The following is a 22,095-nucleotide window of genomic DNA, read 5'->3' on the forward strand; positions in this document are numbered from 1 at the left end:
CAAAAGCGGCCGTCCGGCAATGGTGCCGGGCGCCGGACCGACGTCAAGACAGCCGCTACTTGAGCTTGCCGACCCCAGGGACGGGCTGCTGCGCTGCCGTCGCCGGCGCGGCTGCCGGTGATGTCGCCGGGATCTTCTGCCCATTCGCCGCCGGTGCCGCCGAAGCGGTGGCGGTTGCAGGGGCAGTGGCCGGCGCCTTGGCCTGCGTGGGCGTCGAGAAGGCGCTGCCGACGATACCGCCGCGAATGATCGTCGGGTTTTGCAGGAAGCCGTGCCGCGCCTCAGGCGCGTTCGGGATCGCCGCCACCTTTTCATAGGTGACGTCAGGGTCGCCGAGCTCGGTGACCGACGGCGTATCGCCTGCCTGGGCAGCGTCGGCTGCCTTCAGCGCGACAATGGACGGCGTTGCGGACGGCGCTCCAGGAAAGACCAGTGACGAGGCCTGGGCCCCGCCGGCCATCGCCGCCAGAGTTACACCCAGCGTTCCCCAAATACGCACAGACACGATGAAAGCTCCCCATTACCCGAAGCCGCACGATAGCGGGTCGGAATTGATGCCGGCTTTCGCGGAACCGTAGCATTTTAGGAATTGTTAAATCGCCAGGGGCGGGCTTGCCCCTTGAACGCCATCGTACTACGCAGCCGGCATTCGTGAGGTGACCAGAGTGGCTGAAATTCTTGCCGTCGGCGAGGCGATGGAACGGGCATTGGCGCTGCTTGAAAGCGGCGAGGTGGTCGCCATCCCGACCGAGACCGTCTATGGGCTCGCCGGCGACGCCACCAACGGCATCGGCGTGGCGCGCATCTTCGAGGCCAAGGGGCGGCCGCGCTTCAACCCTCTGATCGCCCATATCGCCGACATGGAGATGGCCGAGCGCATCGCTGTGTTCGATCCGCTGTCGAGGAAATTGGCGCTTGCGTTCTGGCCAGGTCCTTTGACGCTGGTGCTGCCGCAGCGGCCCGGCAACGGCACCCATCCTTTGGTCACCGCCGGGCTCGACACGATCGCCTTGCGCATGCCGAGGGGCTTTGGCGGCGACCTGATTGCAAGGCTCGGCCGGCCGCTTGCGGCCCCCAGCGCCAATTCCTCCGGCAGGATCAGCGCGACGACGGCGCAAGCCGTGGCGGCTGATCTCGGCGCACGCATAAAGCTGGTCGTCGATGGCGGGGCGACGCCGGTCGGGCTGGAATCGACCATCGTCAAGGCCGAAGAGGGAAAATTGCGTCTGCTGAGGCCCGGCGGGATTGCCGCCCAGGAAATCGAGGCGGTCGTCGGCATGGAGTTGTTGCGCGGCGCCGACGCCGGTTTCGAGGCGCCGGGCATGCTTGCCTCGCACTATGCGCCTGACGCCGCGGTGCGGCTCAATGCCGGGACGGTCGGCGAAGGCGAGGCGCTGCTGGCCTTCGGCAAACGTCGCGCCGAAGGCTGGCAAAAGGCGGCCGCCTGGCTCAATCTGTCCGAGGCTGGCGACCTGCGCGAAGCGGCGAGCAATCTTTTCGCCTACATGCAGCAACTCGATCGCAGCGGCGCGCGGACCATCGCCGTGGAACCCGTTCCCTTCGACGGGCTCGGCGAAGCGATCAACGATCGGCTTTCACGGGCCGCCGCGCCGCGTGACAATAGCTTGCCGCCAACCTAGTTTCGCGCACATGACCGACATCGCCGAGATTCCCGACACCGCTCTCATCGACCGCTTCGCGGCGATCGTAGGCGAAAAATACGCGTTGCGCGACCAGCGCGATATAGCACCCTACATCACCGAACGGCGCGGGCTATGGCATGGCGCGACATCGCTTGTGCTGCGGCCAGGCAACGTCGAGGAGGTCAGCCGGATCATGCGGCTGGCGACCGAGACGGGAACGCCAATCGTGCCGCAGAGCGGCAATACCGGGCTGGTCGGCGCCCAGGTGCCGGACAGGTCCGGCCGTGAGATCGTGCTGTCCCTGTCGCGGCTGAACCGCATCCGCGAGATCGATGTCTTGTCCAACACCGTGACGGCGGAGGCCGGCGTCATCTTACAGACGTTGCAGGAAGCGGCCGATGCCGCCGACCGGCTGTTTCCGCTGTCGCTGGCCGCGCAGGGCTCCTGCCAGATCGGCGGTAATCTTTCCTCCAATGCCGGTGGCACCGGCGTGCTGGCCTATGGCAATGCGCGCGAGCTTTGCCTGGGCATCGAGGTGGTGCTGCCGACGGGCGAGGTGTTCGACGATCTGCGCAAGCTGAAGAAGGACAATACCGGCTACGACCTCAAGAACCTGTTCGTCGGCGCCGAAGGCACACTCGGCATCATCACGGCCGCGGTGCTGAAGCTGTTCCCGAAGCCGAAAGGTCGCGAGGTCGCGTTCGTCGGCCTGCCGTCGGCCGAGGCGGCGCTGTCGCTGTTCAGCCTGGCGACGGACCGCGCCGGCGCCGCGCTCACCGCCTTCGAGCTGATCGGCAAGCGGCCCTACGATTTCACGCTGGCGCATGCCCAGGGCGTGGTGCGGCCGCTGGCGCAGGATTGGCCGTGGTATGTGCTGATGCAGATCTCGTCCGGCCGTTCACCAGAAGATGCCAGGGCCTTGATCGAGGACGTGCTCGGGGCCGGGCTGGAACAGGAAATCGTCGGCGATGCGGTGATCGCGGCCAGCCTTGCGCAAGGCGATGCCTTCTGGAATTTTCGCGAGGTGCTGCCCGACGCGCAGAAGCCCGAGGGCGCCTCGATCAAGCATGACATTTCGGTCCCGGTGGCATCGATCCCACGTTTCATCGAAGAGGCCGCCGGCGCGGTGGCTTCGGTCAGCCCCGGAGCGCGCGTGGTCTGCTTCGGCCATATGGGCGACGGCAATCTCCACTATAACATCTCGCGGCCCATCGACGGCGACGACCAGGCGTTTCTCGATCTCTACCACCCCATGAACAAGGCCGTGCACGACGTCGTGCGCTCCTTCCACGGCTCGATCTCGGCCGAGCACGGCATCGGCCAGTTGAAGCGGGACGAACTGATCGCCACCGCCCCGCCGATGGCGATCGACCTGATGCGCAGGGTCAAGCAGGCCTTCGACCCCGCCGGCATCATGAATCCTGGTAAGGTTATCTGATCCTTTCGGATTCAAGCGCTCGGTCGCATTCCGATAACCATCCCCGTGATCAGCAAAATTTAACCGACTTTCTTAAGCGCGGCGGTAAGGAGGCCGCGCTACTGTTTCCCCATAACGAGGCCGGGAAAACTGGCCCGGAGAGAACCGGACACCGGCTCTCAGGAGAAACAGGAAGGCATTCAATGAACACTGGACTGAAGCCAGTCTGGGCGGGACGCAACATGCGCCTCGACCCATTCCGCCTGCCGCAGGTGGTAAGCTACGCCACGCGCGACGACTATGGCGACGTGACCTTCACCATCGACCACCGTGGCGCCGTGATCCGCCGCCTGCTCGAGATGAGCGGCGTACCGGCAATCATCGCTCTGCCCGCCAATGCGTTCCGCGGCGTTGCCGCCCGCGCGATGGAGGACCCGGAAGGTAACGTCACGGTGACTTTGGAACTCCTGCACAATGATCCGATGCTGTCGGTGCCGCTGCTGGTGGCCGACGATCTCGACGACGTCGCCGCCGACTGGCGCGCCTGGGCCGACGCCTATCGCCTGCCGATGCTGTTGATCGAATCGGACGGCATCGCCCGCACGCTGGAGGAATCGCTCGGCGCGGCCATCAAGACGCTGCCGCCGCAGGACCGCCGCAAGGGCCGCGTTTCGACCATGCGCCGCCCGCGCTTCCTCGCCCGCCGCAGGGCGGGTGACCTCGGTCTCAGGCTGGTGATCGGCGGCGAGGAGATCATCGCGCGCGAATAGGCTGAAATTCTGTCTGGAAGGCTGGCGCCGGCTGCCGCCACCTTCTCTCCGTAAACGGGGAGAAGGGAAAGAAAACTACACCAGCGGCTTCAGCGCCACCCACAGCGCGCCGCCGATGAGGCCGAGGAAGATCAGCCAGCCGACCTGGTTGTTCGACCTGAACAGCCGCAGGCATTGATCCGGATTGTCGATATCCAGCACCAGGATCTGCCGCGCCATGTGGGCGCCGGCGGCGATAAGTCCGGCCAGAGCCACGACAGGGGCCTGCGCTGACGCGAAGGCGATGGCGAAGCAGACAAGCGCGCCGCCGTAAAGCCCGGCCAGCCACGACTTGGTGTTGTCGCCGAACAGGCGCGCGGTCGAGCGTACGCCGACGATGGCGTCGTCTTCCTTGTCCTGGTGCGCATAGATCGTGTCGTAGCCGATCACCCACAGGATCGAGCCGAGATAGAGCATGACGGCCGGCCCGTCCAGGTCGCCGAACTCAACCGCCCATCCCATCAGCGAGCCCCAGGAAAAGGCAAGGCCAAGAACCAGTTGAGGCCAGTTGGTGATCCGTTTCATGAATGGATAGATGGCGACGATGGCCAGCGAACAGGCGCCGAGCAGGACGGCGAAGCTGTTGAACTGCAAGAGCACGGCAAGTCCGACCAGTGCCTGCAGGATGACAAACAGCCACGCCCCACGCCGCGTGACCTTGCCCGACGGGAGCGGCCGCGAGCGCGTGCGCTCGACCTGATTGTCGATGTCTTCGTCAGCCAGGTCGTTGTAGGTGCAGCCGGCGCCGCGCATGGCGATGGCGCCGGCCAGGAACAGCACGAGATACAAGGGCGCCGGCAGCAGTGAAAGCAGCGGATCGCCCGGGCGCGGATAGGCGCTGGCCGCGAGAGCCGCGGACCACCAGCACGGCCACAGAAGCAACTGCCAGCCGATCGGCCTGTCCCATCGGGCAAGCTGCGCATAGGGCCATATCGGCCGCGGCAGCACGCGGTACACCCAATGGCCGTTCGGCGCGTCGGCTACGCGGCCCTGGGCTGCTTTCGACTGAACCGTTTCCATGAACGATGGAGTGGCAGCAGCCGCGCAAACCGTCAAGCGGCGAGCAGGGCAGTGGCATTCGTCAGCGCTTCAGGAGGCGAAGATGTCGCGGGTGGAGAACCAGCTCTTTGCCACGTCGATGAAGGCCAGCAGGGCATTGGGCGTGCGCTGATGCGTGTCATGGGTGAGGATGATGCGCTGCATGGGCAGCGGATCGGAAAGCGGCTTGCAGACGAGAGGCAAGCCGTCATAGCTGCGGTCGCCATTCGGCCTCGTGTAACTGACGGCGACGCCGAAGCCGTTGGCCACCATGCTGCGCTGGAGTTCGAACGAGCTTGTCTGCCTGTCGGCGACCGGCGACAGGCCACGGCTGCGGAACAGGTCCAGCATGTGCTGCCAGCTATGCGGCTGGTCCGTCGTGATCAGCGGATAGGCGGCCAGATCGGCCAGGCTGACATCGGGACGATCCGCCAGCGCGTGTCCAGCCGGCAAAAGCGCGTGCGGCCTGAGCTCATGCAGCAGGATGCGGGCGAAATGCGAAGGCAGCCCAAGATCATAGGTGAGCCCGAGGTCGACGGCGGCATAGCCGAGGCGCCGCCCGAGCGTCTCGAAGGTCTCGTCGCGCACGATCACTGCAACCTCAGGATGGCGTTCCGAGAAGGCGCGGATCAGGGCCGGCGCGAAATAAGGCGCCAGATCTTCGAAGCATCCGAGCACCAGTTCGCCCCCGAGCGCCGACTTGCGCGAGCCGAGACCGATGAGCTCGTCCGTCTCGGCAAGGACCTGTTTCGCCTTGGTCACCACGGCGCGGCCGAAGGATGTCAGCGAAACGCCGCTTCCGCGCTGGCGCACGAAGAGTTTCTGGCCGAAATCCTGTTCGACCGCGTCGATGGCCACCGAAATGGACGGCTGTGAGACGTTCAGCGCCCTGGCCGCGCCGGTAACGCTGCCCTGGCGAGCGACGGCAACCAGATAGCGCAGCTGCGTTAGGGTCAGACTCATAGAGTGGCACTATGTGACAGATGAGAAGTTATTATTTTACTGAATGAAAGAGGCTTGCGATAGTGGCATCGATGCCTGAAAGGAGAATGCCATGGCTTCCCAGACCGCACCTCGCGCGATCGACACAGGCTTGATCGATGCGCGGACAATAGCGGATTACCAGCGCGACGGCGCTGTCTGCATCCGCGGCGCTTTCAAGGACTGGGTCGAAACGATCGCCGCCGGCATCGAGCGCAACATGCAAAACCGCAGCGCCACCGCGTCGGATATCGCCAATGGGCGAGGCAGCTTCTTCGACGACTACTGCAACTGGGAACGCATTCCAGAATTCGTCAAGCTGGTGGGCGAATCGCCGGCGGCTGAACTGGCGGCCGCGGTGATGCGGTCGCGCACGGCGCAGTTCTTCCACGATCATGTCCTTGTCAAGGAACCGGGCACGCAGAAGCCGACGCCCTGGCATCAGGACATCCCCTATTATTTCGTCGACGGCCGGCAGACGGTGAGCTTCTGGATCCCTATCGACCCTGTAAAGGAGGCAACGCTGCGGCTGATTGCCGGCTCGCACAAATGGGACAAGATGATCCTGCCGGTGCGCTGGCTCGACGACAGCAATTTCTATGCCGACGAGGGCGACTACCTGCCGGTGCCGGATCCAGACACGGACCCCTCGCTGGAGGTGCTTGAATGGGAAATGGAGCCGGGCGATGCCATCCTGTTCGATTTCAGGACCGCGCATGGCGCGCGCGGCAACCTGACCGCGGCGCGGCGGCGTGCGCTATCGCTGCGCTGGGTTGGTGACGACGCCCGTTATGTCGAACGGCCGGGGCGCACCTCCCCGCCCTATCATGGCCATGGCATGCAGTCGGGGCAGAAGCTGCGCGAAGACTGGTTCCCGATCGTTTTCCAGAGCTGAAGCGCTTGCCAGAAAATCGGCGACGGTCTCCGCCGCCGATTCTTGGGCAGGGGTAACGTTCCCGTGCGCAATTTCGACCAAAGCGCCCGGATGCCTTGACCCGTCGTCCAGAGAGCAATAGCGGGTTCTCTGGAAGATTACAGGCATCAAGAGGTGGCCATGAACGTTCTTCTTCTCGGCTCCGGCGGCCGCGAACATGCGCTCGCCTGGAAGATCGCCGCGTCGCCGTTGCTGACCAAGCTCTATGCTGCGCCCGGCAATCCTGGCATCGGCCGCGAGGCAGAGCTGGTCAAGCTCGACATCGCCGATCATTCCGCTATCGCCGCCTTCTGCAAGGACAGAGAAATCGGCCTCGTCGTGGTCGGGCCGGAAGGGCCGCTGGTGGCCGGCATATCAGACGATCTGCGTGGCTGGGGCATCCGCGTCTTTGGCCCGTCGCGTGCGGCGGCGCGGCTCGAAGGATCGAAGGGCTTCACCAAGGATCTCTGCGCCAGATATGACATCCCCACCGCCACCTATGGCCGTTTCTCAGACCTGGCATCGGCCAAGGCCTATGTCGAGAAGATGGGCACGCCGATTGTCATCAAGGCCGATGGCCTTGCCGCGGGCAAGGGCGTCACGGTCGCAATGACGATGGATGAGGCGCTGGCCGCGCTCGACGCCTGTTTCGACGGCTCTTTCGGCACGGCCGGCGCGGAAGTGGTGATCGAGGAGTTTCTGACCGGCGAGGAGGCCAGCTTCTTCTGCCTGTGCGACGGCACTACAGCACTGCCCTTCGGCACCGCGCAGGATCACAAACGCGTCGGCGACGGTGATGTCGGCCCCAACACCGGCGGCATGGGCGCCTATTCGCCGGCCCCGGTAATGACGCCGCAGATGGTAGAGCGCACCATGCGCGAGATCATCGAACCGACCATGCGCGGCATGGCTTTAACGGGTGCATCCTTCGCCGGCATTCTCTTCGCCGGGCTGATGATAACGGACGAAGGGCCGAAGCTGATCGAATACAACACCCGCTTCGGCGACCCCGAATGCCAGGTGCTGATGATGCGGCTGAAGGACGACCTGCTGGTGCTGCTCAATGCCGCCGTCGATGGCCAGCTCGCGCACATATCGGCGCGCTGGAGCGACGAGGCGGCACTGACCGTCGTCATGGCCGCGAGGGGCTATCCCGGCACGCCCGAAAAAGGCTCGGTCATTCGCGGGCTCGATGAGGCTGCCAGCGAAGGCGCCCAGATTTTCCATGCCGGCACCGCCATCAATGGCGGTGCGCTGGTCGCCAATGGCGGTCGCGTCTTGAACGTCACCGCGGTCGGCGCGACTGTCGGCGAGGCGCAGGAGAAGGCCTATGCCGCGCTCGACCGTATCGATTGGCCGCAGGGCTTCTGCCGCCGCGACATTGGCTGGCAGGCCGTGGCGCGCGAAACGGCAGGAGCAAGCTGACCGCAAGCATCCGGTCGCGCGCTTTCAGCGTTTGCCCCGGTCGAGTTCGGTAGAAGCGGTGCTCACCGGGTCCGCCGCCGCAGCGAAGGCGGCTTCGAGTTGCGCTGGAGTGCGCTGCCCGGTGCGCTTCCAGGCGACATATTGGACGATGCCGAAGATCGGCCGCCGCGGCACCGTCTTCACGACAGGCATGCGGAACCCGTCGCGGAATTTCGACCAGCGCGAACCAAGCACCGCGACCATTTCCCCGAAACTCGGCGGCGTCGCCACATCGGCGTAGATGAGGGTGGTCTTGCCGGCCAAAGCGGCTTCGCGCGAGAGCGGCACCGGTACGCTGGCGAGATAATCCGCCGGCACGTCGATCAGCCCGCCGAACGGCCATTGCTGGCGCAGCGTGGCGGCATTTGTCGGCGCGACGTTGACGTCGATGTCGTCCGGCGTCCCGGCTACCCTGTAGGGGCAACGGAAGCGGCCGCAATTGGCCTGGGCCGAAAACTGCCAGAGCGCATAGCCTTGCCAGTTGCCGATGGGAAAATGCACGTCGATGTCAGGCTTGTAGCGCGCGTACCAGAGCGGCAGCCGCGACAGCAGCCGGTATTTGTAGCTGTTGTCGGCGATATACTGGGCGGTCTTGCCATTGGTGTAGAGTACCGGGAAGCGGCCGATGCGCCGATGCACCTGGCGCACGAACGCCTCGGCGTCGTCGAGCGACATCCATTGCGCGGGATCGATGCCTTCGATGTCGAGGGCCATGAGGTCGTCCGGCGCGGGATCGGCGAAATCGAGGAAATTATTGGCCTGCTCGACCGGATTGCCGGGGCGGGCGAGGTGATAGGCGCCCCATTTTAGGCCGAGCGCCTTGGCCACGACCTTGCGCGTCTGGAACAGTTCGCGTGTCACCGCATGGCGCTTCCACAGCGCCTTGCAGAGTTTTACCCCGGTATCGTCTCCGGAGCAGGAATAGGGCGGCGACATGCCGTCGGAGGCTTTGTTGATGAAGCCGACGACGCGCTTGTCCGTGGCAAGCTGCGCCCAGTCGATGGAGTTGTATTCGTAGGCGTCGACGACAAGCGCCCGATCGGCACTTTTCCACGGCTCGGAGAAATCCGAGGCCCTTGCCGCCGGTGTCAGCGCCATCATCGCCGCGAGAGCGATCGCTGGGCGGCGAAGAAGATGCGCCGTTCTTTTCAAACAGGGAATCCCCGTTGATCGAAGGCAGATCCTGAACCGCCATGGTTAAGGATTTGCTTTCAAGGCAATGCGGTCCGTCAGCCGAACAGCTTCAACGCCGTCGCTACCGATAGGAACAGCGACAACGGCCGGTCTTGAAATGGCCTGAAACCATGTTTGCAATAAAAAGCCGCGGCCTTGTCGTCCTTTGCGTCGAGGATCAGTGCGAAGAAAGCAGGAGCAGCTTGGGCGCAGCGCCGAAGTGCATCCACGATCAGTATCGATCCTACTCTTTGTCCCTGATATCGGGTATCGACTGCCAACCTTCCGATCGATATGGCGGGCAGGACCGGGTAACGCGGTAGGCGTCTTGTCAGGTCTTCCGGCAGAGAAGTGATGGGCACACTTGACGCTGCAAGAGTGTAGTATCCGGCAATGAGATCGACATCACGGTCCGCGGCGACAAAGCAGTTGCTAACTCGGCGTTTGACGTCCTGGCTTGCCAACTCGTGTAGATATTGGCCGAGTGCCAGCACGCCACAGCTGAATGTCTTACGATCATACGATCCGCCCAGCGGCTCGATGATCAAGCCTAGACTCACCGGGATTCGACGACAACTCGCTTGTAGGCGTCGGCGGCTTTGCGCAGCGCTTCATTAGGTTCGGGCGGATTGAGAATGGCCTCTACCAGAGCGAGCTGATCCTCGATGGACAGGCGGATGATAGCGATCTCCTCAATGGTGCGTTGTGCAGCTTCCTGCGCTGCGGAGACCACGAAGTCGCTGACGCTGCGGCCCTGGATTTCGGCGGCACGTTTCATCACACTCAGCATATCCGGGGATATCCGAGCTTCGAGACGGGAGGTACGGGTCAGTTGGTTTGTCATTTCGATCACCTCTAGCACGGTATGTACGGGAATACATATCAAGTGCGACGGTCAGCGCGGCCGAATGGCTGAACTTCAAACGGATCCGGCGCGGGCTGTTGCGGCAGCGTGCCTTTGGCCGCGCGTTTGCGATGATGGGCGATCGAGCATTTCGGCGAGCACAATATACCGCGATCCGACCAATAGGCGGCGCCGTTTTCCAATTCACCGTGATAATATGAGAACCCCGCCGCCCGGTAGGGCAGGCCGCACTCGATACAACGGTAGGCGTCAGGTCTGGCAAGCATGAGTTGGTTTCCAGTCGGCTGGTTCTGGTCTGTTGCCGGTCGATTTTGACCCGGCGTCCATCGCATTTAATACGAGCCGGCGCGATTGCAAAATCAGCGTGACAAAATTTGACGTTTACGTAAAAAGAAGATGGGCGATCGCCCAAAGGCGAATACGGTGTGTGGCAAGCAGGTCCCACTCAGGTCCTAGGATCAGCCTGGCCGATGCATCAGGAGGAGCGAGCGGCATGTATCTGGCACCGGTCGAGGACATCGCGTTCACCCTCAAGCATGTGGCCGGCCTGAAGCCTGCCCTCGATGACGGCACGTTCGGCGATCTCGGCGAGGATCTCGTCGACGCCGTTCTTAGCGAGGCCGGCCGCTTCGCCACCGAAGAGGTCGCGCCGCTCTACAAGATCGGCGACGAGCACGGCGCGGTGCTGAAGGACGCGGCAGTGACCATGCCGCCGGGCTGGAAGGAACTTTATCGCCGCTGGATCGACGGCGGCTGGAACGCGCTCTCCGGCCCGGAAGGATATGGCGGGCAGGCGCTTCCGACCATGCTCGGCGTCGCCGCGCTCGAAATGTGGAATTCCGCCGCCATGGCCTTCGGCATTGGCCCGACGCTGACCATGGGTGCGGTCGAGGCGCTCGACAAGCACGCTTCGGAAGAGCTCAAGGCCAAGTATCTCGCAAAGCTCGTCTCCGGCGAGTGGATGGGCACGATGAACCTGACTGAGCCGCAGGCCGGCTCGGACCTCGCTGCCTTGCGCACGCGCGCCGAACCGGCCCGCGACGGCACCTACCGCATCTTCGGCCAGAAGATATTCATCACCTATGGCGAGCATGATCTCACCGACAATATCGTCCATCTGGTACTGGCGCGGCTGCCTGACGCGCCTGCGGGCACGCGCGGCATCTCGCTCTTCCTGGTGCCGAAATTCCTGGTCGGCGCGGACGGCTCGCCTGGCGCACGCAACGACGTCTTCTGTTCGGGCCTCGAGCACAAGCTCGGCATCCATGCCTCGCCGACCTGCACCATGATCTATGGCGACGGTTTTCAGGGCGCCAAGCCCGGCGCCATCGGATGGCTGATCGGCGAGGAGAACAAGGGGCTGGCCTGCATGTTCACCATGATGAACAATGCCCGCCTCGCCGTCGGGATGCAGGGCGTGGCGGTCGCGGAAGCCGCGACCCAGAAGGCGATCGCCTATGCCAATGAGCGCCGCCAGGGCAAGGCGGCGGATTACGCGGGCGCCGGCATGGCGCCGATCGTCCATCACCCCGACGTGCAGCGCAATCTCCTGACCATGAAGGCGCTGACGCAGATCGCGCGGGCGATCAGCTATTCCTGTGCCCATGCCATCGACCTGGCGCGCGTATCGTCTGGTGACCAGGCGGCGCATTGGCGCGACCGGGCCAACCTGTTGACGCCGCTTGCCAAGGCTTTTTCGACCGATATCGGCGTCGAGGTCGCCTCGCTTGGCGTCCAGGTCCATGGCGGCATGGGTTTCATCGAGGAGACGGGGGCTGCGGCACTCTATCGCGACGCCCGCATCGCGCCGATCTACGAGGGCACCAACGGCATCCAGGCGATCGATCTGGTGACCCGAAAACTGCCGCTCGGCGGCGGCGAGCATGTGCACGGCTTCATCGCCGAGCTTGCCGCTGTCGCCAGCGCCGTGCGGACATCCAATCTCGAAGGGTTTGGCCATACGGCCGATGCTCTCGACCGCGGGCTCGACGATCTGACGCAAGCGACACGTTTCCTGCAAAAACTGTCGGCCGATGGCCGGACTGGCGAGGCGCTTGCCGGCGCGACACCCTATCTCCGGCTGGTCTCGCTTGCAGCCGGCGGCGCCTACTTGGCGCGGGGCGCCGTTGCCGATCACGGCCGCGTCGCCCTTTGCCGCTTTTTCGCCGAAAACCTGCTCGGCGAGACAAGTGCCTTGAAGGAGCGCGTTGTCGACGGCGCCGCAAGCCTCGCCGCTGCCGGCAAGACATTGATTTCCGCCTGACGTTCACAAGGAAAGAACCGTGACAGACCATATCCTCGTCGAGCGCCAGGGCGCCATCCAGATCATCCGCATAAACCGCCCGGACAAGAAGAACGCGCTGACGCGCGCCATGTACGCCAAGATGTCGCAAACCTTGGCCGAAGGGGATGCGGATCCGGCAATTCGCGTCCATGTCTTTCTCGGCGTGCCCGGTGCCTTCTCCTCCGGCAACGACCTCGCCGATTTCATGGTCGTCGCCACTGGCGGCGAAGGCGGCACGGAAGTCTGGGATTTCCTGATGGCGCTGGCCAGGGTCGAAAAACCCATCGTCTCCGGTGTCGACGGCATCGCGGTCGGCATCGGCACCACGCTCAATTTGCACTGCGACCTGACCTTCGCCACGCCGCGCACCGTGTTCAGGACACCCTTCGTCGACCTCGGCCTTGTGCCCGAAGCGGGATCGAGCCTGCTGGCGCCGCGCATCCTGGGCCAGCAGGGCGCCTTCGCGCTGCTCGGCCTTGGCGAAGGCTTCTCGGCCGAACGTGCCAAGGCCGCTGGTCTGATCTACGAAGTTGTCGAGGAAGGAGCGCTGGAGGCGTCGGTTCTGGCGGCCGCCGGCCAGATCGCCGCCAAGCCGCCGCAGGCGCTCAGGATCGCGCGCGACCTGATGCGCGGCTCTCGCGAGGACCTCGTCGCCCGCATCAACGTGGAAAGCGAGCATTTTCGCGAGCGGCTGAAATCGGACGAAGCCCGCGCTGCACTGACGGCATTCATGACCAGAAAAAAATAGTTCGGCCCCCGCCTCCCTTAGATGGCGAGGTCGGCCCGCAGGGTCGGGTGGGGTGGAGCGCCGACCTATCCCGCGTGCCTCGGTCGCCACTGGCCAGCCCGGGCTAGGCGCAGTGAGGATGTCGGCGCTAGTTTACAAACTCAGGGATAAAGCCGCGTCTTCTCCCAACCGCCCCCGGCATTGCGCGAAAACACCACGCGGTCATGCAGCCGAAACGGTCTGTCGTGCCAGAACTCGATCGTCTTCGGCACGATGCGGAAACCCGACCAGTGTTTTGGGCGCGGAATCTCGCCGATGGCGTAGCGGGCCGTGTATTCGGCCACCGCCTTTTCCAGCGCGAACCGGCTTTCCAGCGGCCGCGACTGTTTCGAGGCCCAGGCGCCGATGCGGCTGCCGCGCGGCCGTGTCGCGTAATAGGCGTCGGCCTCGGCATCGCTGACGATCTCCACCGGCCCGCGCACGCGCACCTGGCGGCGCAGCGATTTCCAGTGGAAGCACATCGCCGCCTTCATGCTGCCTAGGATCTCCCGGCCCTTGGCGCTTTCGAAATTCGTGTAGAACACAAAGCCGCTCTCATCGAAGCCCTTGAGCAGCACCATCCGCACATCCGGCATGCCCTCGGCATCGACGGTTGCCAACGCCACGCCGTTGGGGTCGTTCATTTCGCTTTTGGTGGCGTCGTCCAGCCATGCGGCAAAAAGGCGAAACGGCTCGGCGGCCTCGGTAAAGTCACCGCTTGTTAACTCAGTCTCACTCATAGTTTTTCTCAAATTTTCATCAAACAGGGGAGGTTGCCGATTGTCGCGTATCGCGCAAGCTTTTGACAGCAGGCAAGGCAGCCTATTTGCTTCAGCCAGCGCCAAAGCCGCGATCGTGATGATTGCCTTGCCGCTTGCCGCATGTGGCGCGGGCGGCTTCAGCCTGCAAAAGGCCGAGGTCGATCGCTCGATCCTGACCGGCAGCATTTCGGCTCCAGCCGCGTCGGCCGATTCGGACCGCGATTCCGACCAGACGACGATCGGCAACGCGGTGTCCTCCGCCGACATCGAGCAGCTCGGCGGTCAAGCCGTGCCGTGGGCCAATGCCGGTACGGGTTCGCGCGGCTCCATCACCGAACTGGCGGAATTGAAGGACGGGGGTCAGACCTGCCGCCGCTTCAAGGCTTCGCGCGAAAGCTTTGACGGCGTTGCCATGTTCGCGGGCGAACTTTGCCTGGCCAGCGCCGGCGGCTGGCGCATGCAGGACTTCAGGTCGCTTTGAGCTTCCACCTTTGAAATAACGTCCAGCACTGGAATTTCTTCCTATGCGAGCGCATATAAGAGGCGACTATGGACTCACTCTTTCTCCAGGGCAGGAAGCATGCGCGACCCCTATGAGGTGCTGGGCGTTGCAAAGAACGCGTCGGCCAAGGACATAAAATCGGCGTACCGCAAACTCGCCAAGAAGCATCATCCGGACCAGAATCCGAATGATCCCAAGGCGAAGGACCGTTTTGCCGCGGCCAATCAGGCCTATGAGATCGTCGGGGACGAGAAGACCCGCGCCGCTTTCGATCGGGGCGAGATCGACGCCGACGGCAAGCCGCGTTTCCAGGGCTTCGAGGGCGCCCCCGGTGGCGGTGACCCCTTCGCCGGTTTTCGCCGCCAGCAGCAGGGAGCCGGCGGTTCGCGATTCGAGTTCCGCTCCGGACGCCCGGGCGGCGATCCGTTCGACGGCAACAGCGATATCTTCAGCCAGATTTTTGGCGACGTCTTCTCCGGCTCGCGCGGCCCCGGCCAAAGCGGGGCAGGAATGGGTGACCGCCGCCAGCCGGCAACTGCCGCCGACCTGAATGTCACGCTCGACATCACCATCGAGGAAGCGGCGAACGCTGAAAAGGTCACGGCGATGTTCCCTGACGGCCGCAAGGTGGCGGTCAAGCTGCCGGCCTATGTCGAGGACGGGCAGACCATCCGGCTGAAGGGGCAGGGCGAGCAAGGGCCGGGCCAGCCCGGCGACGCGTTGGTCAAGATCCGCTTCCGCCGGCATCCGCGCTACCGCCTGGAGGGCCGCGACCTGCACGCCGATTTGCCGGTGGGGCTGGCCGATGCCGTGCTTGGCGCCAAGGTGGCCGTAGAAACGCCGACCGGCAAGCTCGCGGTCAACGTTCCCGCCTGGTCGAGCTCGGACAAGGTCCTGCGCCTGAAGGGCAGGGGCCTGCCGGAAAAGGCCGGCGGCCACGGTGATCTCTACGCCCATGTGCGCATCATGCTGCCGGAAGGCGGCGACAGCGCGCTCGAAGGGCTGTTGCGCAGCCAAAAAGGCTGATTGGCGGCTCTTGTCCCCGAACTGTCCCGTTTGAGCGCTTGAAGGGGCTCTGTGCCTGTGCGATAGGGCTCTCCACAAATAAGAAATCTTGTGGAGAGCACGCATATGGCGGGTGGACAGGGCCTGATGGCCGGCAAACGCGGCCTGATCCTCGGCGTCGCCAACAACAGGTCGATCGCCTACGGCATCGCCAAGGCATGCGTCGACCACGGCGCCGAGATCGCGCTGACCTATCAGGGTGAAGCGTTCAAGAAGCGGGTCGAGCCACTGGCTGCGGAACTCGGCGCCTTTGTCGCCGGCCATTGCGATGTGACCGATCCGGCGAGCCTCGACGAGGTTTTCGCAAATGTCGCCAATCATTGGGGCAAGCTCGACTTCCTCGTCCATGCCATCGCTTTTTCCGACAAGGACGAACTGACCGGCCGCTATGTCGAGACGACGCGCGATAATTTCCTGCGCACGATGGATATTTCGGTCTATTCCTTCACCACCATCGCCAAGCGCGCCGAGGCGCTGATGACCGATGGCGGTTCGCTTTTGACGCTGACCTATTACGGCGCCGAAAAGGTGATGCCGCATTACAACGTCATGGGCGTCGCCAAGGCCGCACTCGAGGCCAGCGTGCGTTACCTCGCCGTCGATCTCGGCGCCAAGAAGATCCGCGTCAACGCGATCTCGGCGGGCCCGATCAAGACGCTGGCCGCTTCCGGCATTGGTGACTTCCGCTACATCCTGAAGTGGAACGAGTACAATTCGCCGCTGAAGCAGACGGTCACCCAGGAAGAGGTCGGCGATTCCGGCGTCTATTTCCTGTCCGACCTGTCGCGCGGCGTCACCGGCGAAGTGCATCATGTCGATTCCGGCTATCACGTCGTCGGCATGAAGGCGGTCGACGCACCTGACATTTCGACAGTCAAGGATTAACTCCTCCGCCTATCCTCCGCCCAGGCCCTGGCCCGACCTCCGGAAGACCTGATGTACCCGCTGGTTTATATCGTGCGCCACGGCCAGACCGCGTGGAATGCCGAATTCCGGCTTCAGGGGCAGGCCGATACCGACATCAACGCGCTCGGCCGCGAGCAGGCGAGCGCAAACGGGCATCGGCTGGCTGACCTGATCTCCAATCCCGCAGAGTTCGATTTCGTCGCCAGCCCAATGCGGCGCACGCGCGAGACCATGGAGCGCATTCGCGCCGCCATGAAGCTCGACCCGGCTGCCTACGGGACCGATCCCCGCCTTGTTGAAGTGAATTTCGGCGACTGGCAGGGTTTCACCTTTGCCGAGCTGGAGACGCAATTTCCGGGTGCGAGCAGGACGCGTGCGCTGGACAAATGGAACTTTCAGCCACCGGGCAAAGATGCCGAGAGCTACCAGATGCTGCTAGAACGGGTAAAGCCGTGGTTCGACGCGCTCGAGCGCCAGACAGTCTGCGTGACGCATGGCGGCGTCATGCGCACCTTGTTTCGCTTCGTGCTTGACATGGCCGAGGACGATGCGGCGAAGCTGGCGATACCGCAGGACCGCGTGCTCAAGCTGGAAGGCGACACCTTGGGATGGCTTTAGGCACCCGGCACGATCCAGGAAGGCTCATGCAGGCTGCCGGCGCAGGTGCATAAAACGGCTGTAACGGCGCCGAACAGCCGCTTTGCATTGGAAGCCTAGTCGGAGTCGCTGTCAGGCAACTGCATATCGGTGACGACGTTTTCGCCATTGGTCACGTCATAGGCGATGACGATGTCCATGCCCGGCTTCAGCGCGTCGAGATCGGTTTCCGCGTTCAGCTTGTAGGATTTGCCGTCGTCCAGCGTCAGGGTCAGCGCGTCCTTGTCGATCTTCTTGATCAGGCCTTCGGTCTGCCCGGCGAAAGCAGCGGTGCAAAGCAGGAATGTGGCGGCAACAGCGCCAATCAGGGTACGCATCATCGTCCTCTTTGGTATTGCGCCGGCATGGCTAGCGGCGGATCCTCAACGGCGAATGGAGCAGAGCAGAAACCAATCGAATGTGTCAAAACTAAATCCGAAGATCACGGTTTGACCCCTGTGGAAAACGCCAATAGAAGGCAGGCTTCAGTCGGCTCCGATGCCGGGCAAGGCACTTTGCGATGTCTCACAACACGTTCGGCCATCTTTTCCGCGTCACCACCTGGGGCGAAAGCCATGGGGCCGCATTGGGCTGCGTGGTCGACGGCTGCCCACCCGGCATCCGCTTCACGCGTGACGAAATCCAGGCCGAACTCGACAAGCGCCGGCCCGGCCAGTCGCGCTTCGTCACGCAGCGCCGTGAGCCTGACGAAGTGAAGGTGCTGTCGGGCTTCATCCTTGACGATGACGGCGAGACGATGATCACGACAGGTACGCCGATCTCCATGCTGATCGAGAATGTCGACCAGCGCTCGAAGGACTATGGAGAGATCGCCCGCCAGTACAGGCCGGGCCATGCGGACTACACCTATGACGTCAAATACGGCGTGCGCGACTATCGCGGCGGCGGCCGATCCTCGGCGCGCGAGACCGCGGCTCGGGTCGCCGCCGGAGCCCTCGCCCGCAAGGTCGTGCCGGGCATGGTGGTGCGCGGTGCACTGGTATCGATGGGCGAGAAGTCGATCGACCGCGCCAACTGGAACTGGAATTTCATTGGCGACGCGGACAATCCGTTCTTCACGCCGGATCCGGCGTCCGTTCCCGTTTTCACGAGCTATCTCGACGGCATCCGCAAGGCGGGTTCCTCCGTCGGCGCCGTGATCGAGATCGTCGCCGACGGCGTTCCGGCCGGCCTCGGCGCGCCGATCTACGCAAAGCTCGACCAGGATATCGCGTCAGGCCTGATGTCGATCAACGCCGTCAAGGGCGTCGAGATCGGCAACGGCTTCGAGGCCGCCCGCATCACCGGCGAACAGAATGCCGACGAGATGCGCATCGGCAATGACGGCCAGCCGGTGTTCCTGTCCAACAATGCCGGCGGCATCCTTGGCGGCATCTCGACCGGCCAGGCGATCATCGCCCGCTTCGCCGTCAAGCCGACGTCTTCAATCCTGACGCCCCGGAAGTCGATCGACAAGGACGGCAACGACGTCGAAGTGATGACCAAGGGTCGCCATGATCCGTGTGTGGGCATTCGCGCCGTACCGATCGGCGAGGCGATGGTTGCCTGCGCAATCGCCGACCATTATCTGCGGCACCGAGGACAGACAGGTAAGGAAGGCAGTAGGGCAGTAGGGCAGTAGGGCAGTAGGGCAGTCTGTTAAGCTGCCCGCGAGACGAGCAATTTTTCCTTTCCCCTACTCCCTTACTGCCCTATTCCCCTACTCCCTTGCGAGCGAAGCGAGCATTCCATGTCTTACGACCAGAAGAAGATCGTCGAAGCAATCCGGGCCTTCGAGCGCGGCGAGATCGTCGTCGTCATGGATGATGACGGGCGCGAGAACGAGGGCGACCTGATCGTCGCCGCCGTCCATTGCACGCCGGAAAAGATGGCCTTCATCGTGCGCAACACTTCGGGCATCGTCTGCACGCCGATGCCGCGCGAGGAGGCCAAGCGCCTCAACCTTGCGCCGATGGTCGCCGACAATGATTCGGCGCACACCACCGCCTTCACGGTTAGCGTCGATTTCAAGCACGGCACCACGACTGGCATTTCAGCTGACGACCGCACGCTGACCGTGCGCAATCTCGCCAACGGCAATGTCGGCGCCTCCGATTTCGTCCGCCCCGGCCACATCTTCCCGCTCATCGCGCGCGAAGGCGGCGTGCTTATGCGTTCGGGCCATACCGAGGCGGCCGTCGATCTGTGCAAGCTCGCCGGCCTGCCGCCGATCGGCGTGATCTCGGAACTGGTCAATGATGACGGCACCGTCAAGCGCGGCCCGCAGGTCGCGGCTTTTGCCGAGGAGCACGGCCTCAAGCAGGTCTCGGTCGCCGACCTCATCGCCTATCGGCAACGCAAGGAAACACTGGTCGAACGCGTGGCATGCTCCGAGATCGACACGCTCGGCGGCAAGGCGCAGGTCTTCACCTACACGCTGCCCTGGGATTCCATGCACCATGTCGCCGTCGTCTTCGGCGACATCCGCGACGGAGAAGAGGTGCCTGTGCGTCTGCACTCCGAGGACGTGGTGACCGACGTCTTCGGCACCAGCCACCGGCTGGACGCCATCATGAAGGCGATGGGCGAGCGCAAGCGCGGCGTCATCGTCTATCTGCGCGAGGGCTCGGTCGGTGTCGCCCACCAGGAGCGCAACCGGCCGGCGAGCGGCGACCGGGAGGACCACGAAGAGGCGCGCCGCCGCGAGAATGAATGGCGCGAGATCGGGCTCGGTGCTCAGATCCTGAAGGATCTCGGCATTTCCTCGATCAATTTGATCGCCTCGCGCGAGCGCCACTATGTCGGCCTCGAAGGTTTTGGCATCCACATCGCCAAAACCGAGATTCTCTAGGTTCGACGGCGGCAATAGCGTCCGATCCGCTGAACCGGACGCGTCATGGTTCATTCCGCGGCAGCGACGGCCGCTTCACACCCATCCAACTCGCATTTGTGAGTGGCAAGACTGCGCTGGCCGAGCAGCACCGTGACCAGCGCGATGCCGCCCGCGACCACCGAGACCCAGAACCCGTTCTGGGCGCCGAACGCATCCACCACCGCGCCGGCGGCGAAAGAGCCCAGCGCCATGCCGATGCCGATTCCCGTTGTCACCCAGGTAATGCCCTCGGTCAGCATCGCTTCCGGCACATGCCGTTCGATCAGGCCGAATGCCGTGATGAAAGTCGGCGAGATCGCCACGCCGCTGATGAAGACGGTCAGCGCCAAAATCGGCACGCTGTCGGCGGTGAGCGGCAAAATCGTGCTGACTGCGATGATGGCGACCGCGACGGTCAGCTGGCGCTGTAGCGGCGTCTTGAGGTTGAGCGCGCCGACCACGATGCCCAACACGAACGATCCCAGCGCATAGACGCCGATCACCAGGCTTGCGGCACCGGCTTGGCCGAACTCCTTGGTGATCGCCACGGTGCTCACTTCCGTCGTCGCGAAGGTCGCGCCGATGAAGATCAGGGCGAAGGTGATGATCTGTACCGGCCGCAGGCGGATTGCCGAGCCAGTCGAACCATGGTCCACCGGCCGCACTTTCGGCTCGGTCGATCGCTGCAGGATGAATGCTATCGAGCCCAAAGCGAGAAACAACGTGCTCGCCAGCATGCCTGCTTCCGGAAACAGCGCCGCACTGAGGCCCACCGACAGCGACGCGCCGGCGATATAGACCAGCTCGTCGGCCGCCGATTCGAAGGCGAAGGCGGTGTTCATCTCCGGCCGGCCGCGAAAAAGCTCGGTCCAGCGCGCGCGCACCATTGCCGGCATGCTGGGCATGGCCGCTGCCAGCAGCGCCGACACGAACGATGTCCATACCGGCCAATCCTGGTTGGCCGACGCAATCAGCAGCAGGAATGCCAGCACGGAGATGATGGTGGTGGGCACGACGATCCATGTCTGGCCGAGGCGGTCGACCAGCCTGGAGATCTGCGGCGCCAGGAAAGCGTTGGCCAGCGCGAATGTCGCCGAGACGGCACCCGCCAGCCAGTATTCGCCACGCGTCTGCGACAGCATCGCCACGATGCCGATCGGCGCCATGGCGATCGGCAGGCGCGCCATGAAGCCTGCAGCGGCAAAGCCCTTGGCGCCAGGGGCTCGAAAGATCTCGGAATAGGGGTTCTGCATGATCCGTTCCTCGACAAAAGGCGATTCGGAAATTACATACGATGCGTATGAATACTAAATAGATCATACGTCGCGTATGTCAATTGGCATACGTGACGTATGTGGATAAGGCCAGAAGAGATGCACAAGCCCCGCAGGGAAATGATCGCCGAAACGCGCGCCAAATTGATTGCCGCGGCCCGGCATGCGTTCGGAACGATCGGTTATGCCGAGGCATCGATGGATGATTTCACCGCATCGGCAGGGCTGACGCGCGGTGCGCTCTATCATCATTTCGGGGACAAGAAGGGGCTTTTGCAGGCGGTTATCGCCGAGATAGACGCCGAGATGGCGGCACGGGTGAATGAGGTTGCAGCGAAAGCACCGACCCGCTGGCAAAGCTTCGTCGACGAATGCACGAGCTACATCGAAATGGCGCTGGAGCCGGAAATCCAGCGCATCATGTTTCGGGACGGTCCGGCCGTGCTGGGGGATCCCGCGCAATGGCCGAACGCCAATGCCTGCGTCGCGTCGATGACCGATCACCTGACGACGCTGCAGGGCGGCGGGGTGGTTGTCCCGGGCGTAGACCCCGAGACCGCGGCACGGCTGATCAACGGGGCGAGCAGCCAGGCGGCGCAGCGGATCGCCAATTCGAACGACCCGGAAGCGACGTCGAAGACCGTGGTGGCGGCATTCAAGCAACTGCTCGAAGGATTGTTGAGGAAGGATGCCGGAGCCGCCTGACGACGGCAGGCCGCCGGCAGC

Annotated in this window: 24 protein-coding genes; 14 read left to right on the top strand and 10 right to left on the bottom strand. The window is 63.9% G+C overall.

The window, feature by feature from the left end:
* Positions 1-55: 55 nt before the first annotated feature.
* Positions 56-505: a hypothetical protein gene (locus FJ428_RS02360; RefSeq protein ID WP_140878859.1), complete on the bottom strand. Its 450-nt coding sequence runs from the start codon at positions 503-505 to the stop codon at positions 56-58.
* Between the two features lie 160 nt (positions 506-665).
* Between FJ428_RS02360 and FJ428_RS02365 the strand changes: the two genes are divergently transcribed.
* The 3 genes from FJ428_RS02365 (at position 666) to FJ428_RS02375 (ending at position 3,830) form a co-directional block, all read left to right on the top strand.
* A complete protein-coding gene (locus tag FJ428_RS02365; RefSeq protein WP_140878860.1) occupies positions 666-1,640 on the top strand; it encodes an L-threonylcarbamoyladenylate synthase in 975 nt (324 codons plus the stop codon).
* A 10-nt stretch (positions 1,641-1,650) separates the two neighbouring features.
* Complete coding sequence (locus FJ428_RS02370; RefSeq protein ID WP_140878861.1) at positions 1,651-3,081, top strand: FAD-binding oxidoreductase; 1,431 nt, start codon at positions 1,651-1,653, stop codon at positions 3,079-3,081.
* A 182-nt stretch (positions 3,082-3,263) separates the two neighbouring features.
* A complete protein-coding gene (locus FJ428_RS02375; RefSeq protein ID WP_140498020.1) occupies positions 3,264-3,830 on the top strand; it encodes a DUF6101 family protein in 567 nt (188 codons plus the stop codon).
* 75 nt (positions 3,831-3,905) lie between these two features.
* On the opposite strand, the gene ubiA is transcribed toward FJ428_RS02375, so the two are convergent.
* Together ubiA and FJ428_RS02385 are read right to left on the bottom strand one after the other, a co-directional pair.
* Positions 3,906-4,889, bottom strand: coding sequence for a 4-hydroxybenzoate octaprenyltransferase (gene ubiA / locus FJ428_RS02380; RefSeq protein WP_140878862.1), 984 nt, complete (start codon positions 4,887-4,889; stop codon positions 3,906-3,908).
* 69 nt (positions 4,890-4,958) lie between these two features.
* Complete coding sequence (locus FJ428_RS02385; RefSeq protein WP_140878863.1) at positions 4,959-5,870, bottom strand: LysR family transcriptional regulator; 912 nt, start codon at positions 5,868-5,870, stop codon at positions 4,959-4,961.
* Between the two features lie 91 nt (positions 5,871-5,961).
* Here FJ428_RS02385 and FJ428_RS02390 point away from each other — a divergent pair, with 91 nt between their 5' ends.
* Positions 5,962-6,783: a phytanoyl-CoA dioxygenase family protein gene (locus FJ428_RS02390; RefSeq protein ID WP_140878864.1), complete on the top strand. Its 822-nt coding sequence runs from the start codon at positions 5,962-5,964 to the stop codon at positions 6,781-6,783.
* Between the two features lie 159 nt (positions 6,784-6,942).
* Positions 6,943-8,226: a phosphoribosylamine--glycine ligase gene (purD, locus tag FJ428_RS02395; protein WP_140878865.1), complete on the top strand. Its 1,284-nt coding sequence runs from the start codon at positions 6,943-6,945 to the stop codon at positions 8,224-8,226.
* A 24-nt stretch (positions 8,227-8,250) separates the two neighbouring features.
* On the opposite strand, the gene FJ428_RS02400 is transcribed toward purD, so the two are convergent.
* The 4 genes from FJ428_RS02400 to FJ428_RS30565 all read right to left on the bottom strand — a co-directional run bounded on the left by FJ428_RS02400 (position 8,251) and on the right by FJ428_RS30565 (position 10,569).
* Positions 8,251-9,366, bottom strand: a complete 1,116-nt coding sequence (locus FJ428_RS02400; protein ID WP_140498132.1) for a glycoside hydrolase family 25 protein — start codon at positions 9,364-9,366, stop codon at positions 8,251-8,253.
* A gap of 128 nt (positions 9,367-9,494) precedes the next feature.
* Positions 9,495-9,986: a GNAT family N-acetyltransferase gene (locus tag FJ428_RS02405; protein ID WP_224519061.1), complete on the bottom strand. Its 492-nt coding sequence runs from the start codon at positions 9,984-9,986 to the stop codon at positions 9,495-9,497.
* Between the two features lie 8 nt (positions 9,987-9,994).
* Complete coding sequence (locus FJ428_RS02410) at positions 9,995-10,282, bottom strand: DUF1778 domain-containing protein (protein WP_140514791.1); 288 nt, start codon at positions 10,280-10,282, stop codon at positions 9,995-9,997.
* 38 nt (positions 10,283-10,320) lie between these two features.
* A complete protein-coding gene (locus FJ428_RS30565; RefSeq protein ID WP_140878867.1) occupies positions 10,321-10,569 on the bottom strand; it encodes a hypothetical protein in 249 nt (82 codons plus the stop codon).
* Positions 10,570-10,796: 227 nt separating this feature from the next.
* Here FJ428_RS30565 and FJ428_RS02420 point away from each other — a divergent pair, with 227 nt between their 5' ends.
* Together FJ428_RS02420 and FJ428_RS02425 are read left to right on the top strand one after the other, a co-directional pair.
* Positions 10,797-12,566, top strand: a complete 1,770-nt coding sequence (locus FJ428_RS02420) for an acyl-CoA dehydrogenase (protein WP_140559372.1) — start codon at positions 10,797-10,799, stop codon at positions 12,564-12,566.
* 19 nt (positions 12,567-12,585) lie between these two features.
* Positions 12,586-13,335 carry a crotonase/enoyl-CoA hydratase family protein gene (locus FJ428_RS02425; protein WP_140878868.1) on the top strand — a complete coding sequence of 250 codons (750 nt, stop codon included), beginning with the start codon at positions 12,586-12,588 and terminating at the stop codon, positions 13,333-13,335.
* 140 nt (positions 13,336-13,475) lie between these two features.
* Here the strand turns inward: FJ428_RS02425 and pdxH are convergent, their stop codons facing one another.
* Positions 13,476-14,093 (bottom strand): pyridoxamine 5'-phosphate oxidase, encoded by a 618-nt coding sequence (gene pdxH / locus FJ428_RS02430; RefSeq protein ID WP_140498039.1) that lies wholly within the window; start codon positions 14,091-14,093, stop codon positions 13,476-13,478.
* Positions 14,094-14,133: 40 nt separating this feature from the next.
* On the opposite strand from pdxH, the gene FJ428_RS02435 reads away from it, so the two are divergent.
* The 4 genes from FJ428_RS02435 to FJ428_RS02450 all read left to right on the top strand — a co-directional run bounded on the left by FJ428_RS02435 (position 14,134) and on the right by FJ428_RS02450 (position 17,205).
* Entirely contained in the window at positions 14,134-14,595 is a 462-nt protein-coding gene (locus FJ428_RS02435) for an RT0821/Lpp0805 family surface protein (protein WP_140878869.1), read from the top strand.
* Positions 14,596-14,694: 99 nt separating this feature from the next.
* On the top strand, positions 14,695-15,642 hold the full coding sequence (locus tag FJ428_RS02440; RefSeq protein ID WP_140580765.1) for a DnaJ C-terminal domain-containing protein: 948 nt from the start codon (positions 14,695-14,697) through the stop codon (positions 15,640-15,642).
* A gap of 105 nt (positions 15,643-15,747) precedes the next feature.
* Complete coding sequence (fabI, locus tag FJ428_RS02445) at positions 15,748-16,566, top strand: enoyl-ACP reductase FabI (RefSeq protein WP_140498045.1); 819 nt, start codon at positions 15,748-15,750, stop codon at positions 16,564-16,566.
* A 51-nt stretch (positions 16,567-16,617) separates the two neighbouring features.
* Complete coding sequence (locus FJ428_RS02450; protein WP_140520815.1) at positions 16,618-17,205, top strand: histidine phosphatase family protein; 588 nt, start codon at positions 16,618-16,620, stop codon at positions 17,203-17,205.
* A gap of 95 nt (positions 17,206-17,300) precedes the next feature.
* Here the strand turns inward: FJ428_RS02450 and FJ428_RS02455 are convergent, their stop codons facing one another.
* Entirely contained in the window at positions 17,301-17,561 is a 261-nt protein-coding gene (locus tag FJ428_RS02455) for a DUF1344 domain-containing protein (RefSeq protein ID WP_140498049.1), read from the bottom strand.
* A gap of 182 nt (positions 17,562-17,743) precedes the next feature.
* Here FJ428_RS02455 and aroC point away from each other — a divergent pair, with 182 nt between their 5' ends.
* The gene (aroC, locus tag FJ428_RS02460; protein WP_140520814.1) at positions 17,744-18,865 is read left to right on the top strand and encodes a chorismate synthase; all 1,122 of its coding nucleotides are present in this window, start codon (positions 17,744-17,746) and stop codon (positions 18,863-18,865) included.
* Positions 18,866-18,973: 108 nt separating this feature from the next.
* Positions 18,974-20,074 carry a 3,4-dihydroxy-2-butanone-4-phosphate synthase gene (gene ribB / locus FJ428_RS02465; RefSeq protein ID WP_140514808.1) on the top strand — a complete coding sequence of 367 codons (1,101 nt, stop codon included), beginning with the start codon at positions 18,974-18,976 and terminating at the stop codon, positions 20,072-20,074.
* A 50-nt stretch (positions 20,075-20,124) separates the two neighbouring features.
* On the opposite strand, the gene FJ428_RS02470 is transcribed toward ribB, so the two are convergent.
* Positions 20,125-21,348 carry an MFS transporter gene (locus FJ428_RS02470; RefSeq protein ID WP_140498056.1) on the bottom strand — a complete coding sequence of 408 codons (1,224 nt, stop codon included), beginning with the start codon at positions 21,346-21,348 and terminating at the stop codon, positions 20,125-20,127.
* Positions 21,349-21,468: 120 nt separating this feature from the next.
* Here FJ428_RS02470 and FJ428_RS02475 point away from each other — a divergent pair, with 120 nt between their 5' ends.
* Complete coding sequence (locus tag FJ428_RS02475; RefSeq protein ID WP_140818291.1) at positions 21,469-22,074, top strand: TetR/AcrR family transcriptional regulator; 606 nt, start codon at positions 21,469-21,471, stop codon at positions 22,072-22,074.
* The last annotated feature ends 21 nt before the right edge of the window (positions 22,075-22,095 follow it).

The organism is Mesorhizobium sp. B2-8-1, from assembly GCF_006440955.1.
GTDB lineage: Bacteria > Pseudomonadota > Alphaproteobacteria > Rhizobiales > Rhizobiaceae > Mesorhizobium.

Excerpts from the sequence above, each read along its gene's own strand:
- FJ428_RS02470 (WP_140498056.1), bottom strand. The coding sequence starts at position 21,348 with ATGCAGAACCCCTATTCCGAGATCTTTCGAGCCCCTGGCGCCAAGGGC.
- fabI (WP_140498045.1), top strand. The coding sequence starts at position 15,748 with ATGGCGGGTGGACAGGGCCTGATGGCCGGCAAACGCGGCCTGATCCTC.
- FJ428_RS02440 (WP_140580765.1), top strand. The coding sequence starts at position 14,695 with ATGCGCGACCCCTATGAGGTGCTGGGCGTTGCAAAGAACGCGTCGGCC.
- ubiA (WP_140878862.1), bottom strand. The coding sequence starts at position 4,889 with ATGGAAACGGTTCAGTCGAAAGCAGCCCAGGGCCGCGTAGCCGACGCG.
- FJ428_RS02475 (WP_140818291.1), top strand. The coding sequence starts at position 21,469 with ATGCACAAGCCCCGCAGGGAAATGATCGCCGAAACGCGCGCCAAATTG.
- aroC (WP_140520814.1), top strand. The coding sequence starts at position 17,744 with ATGTCTCACAACACGTTCGGCCATCTTTTCCGCGTCACCACCTGGGGC.
- FJ428_RS02375 (WP_140498020.1), top strand. The coding sequence starts at position 3,264 with ATGAACACTGGACTGAAGCCAGTCTGGGCGGGACGCAACATGCGCCTC.
- FJ428_RS02410 (WP_140514791.1), bottom strand. The coding sequence starts at position 10,282 with ATGACAAACCAACTGACCCGTACCTCCCGTCTCGAAGCTCGGATATCC.
- FJ428_RS30565 (WP_140878867.1), bottom strand. The coding sequence starts at position 10,569 with ATGCTTGCCAGACCTGACGCCTACCGTTGTATCGAGTGCGGCCTGCCC.
- purD (WP_140878865.1), top strand. The coding sequence starts at position 6,943 with ATGAACGTTCTTCTTCTCGGCTCCGGCGGCCGCGAACATGCGCTCGCC.
- ribB (WP_140514808.1), top strand. The coding sequence starts at position 18,974 with ATGTCTTACGACCAGAAGAAGATCGTCGAAGCAATCCGGGCCTTCGAG.
- FJ428_RS02455 (WP_140498049.1), bottom strand. The coding sequence starts at position 17,561 with ATGCGTACCCTGATTGGCGCTGTTGCCGCCACATTCCTGCTTTGCACC.
- FJ428_RS02420 (WP_140559372.1), top strand. The coding sequence starts at position 10,797 with ATGTATCTGGCACCGGTCGAGGACATCGCGTTCACCCTCAAGCATGTG.
- pdxH (WP_140498039.1), bottom strand. The coding sequence starts at position 14,093 with ATGAGTGAGACTGAGTTAACAAGCGGTGACTTTACCGAGGCCGCCGAG.
- FJ428_RS02450 (WP_140520815.1), top strand. The coding sequence starts at position 16,618 with ATGTACCCGCTGGTTTATATCGTGCGCCACGGCCAGACCGCGTGGAAT.
- FJ428_RS02370 (WP_140878861.1), top strand. The coding sequence starts at position 1,651 with ATGACCGACATCGCCGAGATTCCCGACACCGCTCTCATCGACCGCTTC.
- FJ428_RS02390 (WP_140878864.1), top strand. The coding sequence starts at position 5,962 with ATGGCTTCCCAGACCGCACCTCGCGCGATCGACACAGGCTTGATCGAT.
- FJ428_RS02385 (WP_140878863.1), bottom strand. The coding sequence starts at position 5,870 with ATGAGTCTGACCCTAACGCAGCTGCGCTATCTGGTTGCCGTCGCTCGC.
- FJ428_RS02400 (WP_140498132.1), bottom strand. The coding sequence starts at position 9,366 with ATGATGGCGCTGACACCGGCGGCAAGGGCCTCGGATTTCTCCGAGCCG.